The organism is Desulfobotulus sp. (assembly GCF_034006065.1).
Lineage (GTDB): Bacteria > Desulfobacterota > Desulfobacteria > Desulfobacterales > ASO4-4 > Desulfobotulus.
This window is the reverse complement of record NZ_JAVETM010000105.1, coordinates 1-3,266: the sequence shown is the minus strand read 5'-3', so window position 1 is coordinate 3,266 and position 3,266 is coordinate 1. Positions and strand designations below refer to the sequence as shown.

3 protein-coding genes are annotated in these 3,266 nt (G+C 55.8%); 2 read left to right on the top strand and 1 reads right to left on the bottom strand.

The annotated features are described in order from the left end of the window. Positions 1–1,885, bottom strand: a 1,885-nt coding sequence (locus RBR60_RS16505; RefSeq protein WP_320358841.1) for a phage tail tape measure protein, incomplete at its 3' end; no start/stop codon positions are given. Positions 1,886–2,407: 522 nt separating this feature from the next. Here RBR60_RS16505 and RBR60_RS16500 point away from each other — a divergent pair. After that, entirely contained in the window at positions 2,408–2,623 is a 216-nt protein-coding gene (locus RBR60_RS16500) for a hypothetical protein (protein ID WP_320358839.1), read from the top strand. Then, positions 2,620–3,042 carry a hypothetical protein gene (locus RBR60_RS16495; RefSeq protein ID WP_320358837.1) on the top strand — a complete coding sequence of 141 codons (423 nt, stop codon included), beginning with the start codon at positions 2,620–2,622 and terminating at the stop codon, positions 3,040–3,042. The genes RBR60_RS16500 and RBR60_RS16495 overlap by 4 nt, the downstream gene beginning before the upstream one ends. Positions 3,043–3,266: the final 224 nt, after the last annotated feature.

Sequence of the window (3,266 nt, the reverse complement as noted above, 5' to 3'; positions counted from 1 at the left end):
AGACATCCAGCCCCATTTCCCTGATCTCCGCCCTGGCCGATTCCATCTGCTCCGTGGAAACCCGGATTTCCGGGGCAGGAGCGCTGGCAAGCTTTTCCACTTCATCGGAAAGCGCACCCGCAGACCCGGCTCCGCCTTCCAGGGTTTTGGTGGTTTTGTCTGTAGCCTCGGCCATCTCCCGGAGTTTTTCCGTGGCCTCGGGCACGTACACACCCACGCCCGCAAGGGCCACGTTGATGCGATCAAGCTCAGCCTCTGTATCTTTCATGGGCAGCAGGGTTTTAATCAGCATCCCGCCCCAGAAGCCAAATTTTTCAGAGAGCTTTTCCACCATCTGGGACTGGCCCAGAAACTCCCCCGTGGTTTTTGCGGTGGCCGGGTCCAGATCCGCAAAAGCGGTGATCAGCCTGCCTGCCATCTGCAAAAGGGGGTTCCATGCTTCCAGCACCCCGGAAGACACTGTGGCAAGCTTGCCCATGCCGTCCACAAGCACCTGAAGAATCTGCCCCAGCTCGTCGGGCTTTGTGGGGTCCAGCCCCTGAAATATGGAATCAAACAGCCCTTTGATGGTTTCGGTCAGCTCGTCTGCACCTTCCATAAAGCGGGACCAGTCCAGCCCTTCCAGCGCTTCGGGCAGGGCCTTTCCCACGCCCGAAGCCCATGCCGTGAACTCTCCGGCGGACCTTGAAAGATGGGCATACAGATCATCAAATGCACCCATATCCATACCCGCGCGCAGCCCGCCGAACACCTCGGACAAAGCGCCCACCGCATCGCCATATTCATCCAGAAGGGGCAGGCCTGCGGTCACAAAGGTGGCCCGCATGGAATTGAGAAGCTTCTGGTTATAAAGGGCCATGTTGGCAGACATGGCTCCATAGGCTGCGTCTGTGGCCCCTGCGGAGTCCTGCATCTGTTTCTGGATGGAAAGGAATTTGTCTCCGCCATCCGCGCCGAACATGGCCAAAACGCCGGTAAGCCCCTGCACGCTGCCAAAAAGCCTTGCAATGGTTTCCACATTGCCGCCCGTGGCCCTGTACACATCCTGCATCACGCCCTCAAAACCTTTGGATTTCAGGGCGGAAACATCAAAGCCAATACCCAGGGCCTCGGCTTCCTTTGCCGCCTGCTCAGAGGGCTTGATGATGGCCTGAATGGCTCCCCTTATGGCGGTGATGGCCTCGCTGGTGGGCATCCCCTTGGCCGTGAGTACGGCAATGGATGCGGCCAGCGTTTCAAAGGGTACGTCTCCGGCTGCGGCAATGGATGTGACCTGTGAGAGAGATTTAGATAGCTCCGGCAGGGTGGTCTGGCCGGATTTGACCGTATTAAAAAGGATGTCTGAATACCGGGAGGCCTCATCCGCACTGGCTCCATAGGCGTTCAGGGTGGAAACCAGGGCCACGGTGGTATCCGAAAGCCCGGCCTTGCCCGCAATGGCAAGGCGTTCGGTCTGGGTGATCAGGCCAATGGCATCTTTGTAGTGCGTACCTGCGGAGATGGCCGCATAGGTGGCGGCGTTCACCTCAGCCATGGCAAAGGCGGAATCCGCACCATAGTCCAGCAGATTTTTTCGGAAGGTGCTGAGGTCATCGCCTGTGGCATCAATGAGGGTGGCAATCTCGTTGAAAGAATCCGACCACTCACCCGCAGCGGCAATGGCCACCCCGGTTCCGGCCACGAGCATGCCACCCAGGGCTGCGGTGGTGGTGAGGGTGGCATCGGCCATGGCAGCCATGGGCTTGGTGACACTGCGGACGCCATCTTCTATGACGTTCATGGACATTCCCAGCTTGCCCAGATTGGTGTTGATGCCTGTGGCTACCTGGGAAACCTGATCGTCCCCGGAGAAGACGATTTTGACGATTTTTTCAACGTTGGACATGGTGACCCTTTATTTGATTCGGTGTTATTGTAGGGGCAGGCCCCTGTGCCTGCCCTTTTGGGCACCCACAGGGGGGTGCCCCTACGGTTTGCTGTTTGCCCGGCCTGTTTTGCATTTGGCTACCCCAAAAGCCTTAAAGCGCTTTCGGGGTGAAAGCCCGTCAAGGGCAGCGGCGGTTTTGCCTGCCACAAAAGGCTGCTTTCCTTAAGGACCTTAAAGACCTTAAGGACTTTAAGGAGGGCTGGTTACCGTGACTGCAAAACCCCTGCTCCGGCCCGGCTTAAACCCGAAAGCCATACAGGGCCTTAGGGCCGCCCCCTTTGCAGTATAGGGTCACAGGGGGCGGCGTTTGCTGTTTGGGCCTTAGATGTGCGTGGATGGGGGTTCTTTTTCTTTATTTAGCATATGTATTTACTTGACATGGGGTGCTATGATACCGAAATTGATTTGCAGCGCCCATGAGCCCCAAAACAGCTCCGCGCGGCATCATGAAAGATCAGGAACCAGGAGAAGGAGGCCCCGGTGGGACAGCATAAAAGCGTTATGGAAACAACCCGGCTGGATGAAGAGATCCTCTCTCCGGAAACCTTCATCCGCCTGTCTCCGGAACAAAGGCGGAACATCCTGAAGGCAACTCCCCTTGTGAAGCCCATCGGAACGACGGCTCTGGGGGATTCCGGCTTTGCGGCCATTCATGTGAAATGGAAAACTCCGAAGTACGAGGTTCTTTTTGAATGAAAAGCAAAGGAACACCTGCCCCGGTGCAGAACCGGCCCCAGCAGCTCCCGCCGGAACTGATCAAGGATTTGGTTGCAAACCAGACCCGAGATCTGGAACTGAGAGCCCAGGAGCTTGACCTTCAGAGGCAGCAGGACAATCACAGCTTTGCCTTCAGCCAGAATGCCCTCAAGGCCCAGCTTGAAGATAGAAACGAGCAGCGGAAGTACGAAAAATCCCTCCTCAAGATCAGGGTTTTTCTGGTCATTGCTCTTTTTCTGATTATCGCGTCTGTGATTTTGTTCTGTCTGTGGAAAGACAAAGACACCGTGGCCATGGAAATCATCAAGGCCCTTGTGTATATCTGTTCCGGCGGTCTTGGCGGATATGGGATAAGAGCGATGGAGAGCAGAAAAACAAAGACGGAAAAAGATTCCTGAAAAAAATTCCCTTGAAAAACAGGATTATTTTAGAAAGCCCCCGCACCGAAAGATGCAGGGGCTTTCTTTTTTTATGGGATCAGAAAAGACTTACTTCCCGCCGCCCTGACTCCGGAGAGACTGAACAAAGGCCTCATGATGAACTTCCGGGTTCAGCACACAGACCGTCCGGAGTACGTTGTTGACGGATACCACCATATTCTGATGAAGCTGGCCCAGGGTGC

Bases quoted from the DNA above. Each gene is read 5' to 3' on its own strand.
- RBR60_RS16495 (WP_320358837.1), top strand. From the start codon at position 2,620: ATGAAAAGCAAAGGAACACCTGCCCCGGTGCAGAACCGGCCCCAGCAG.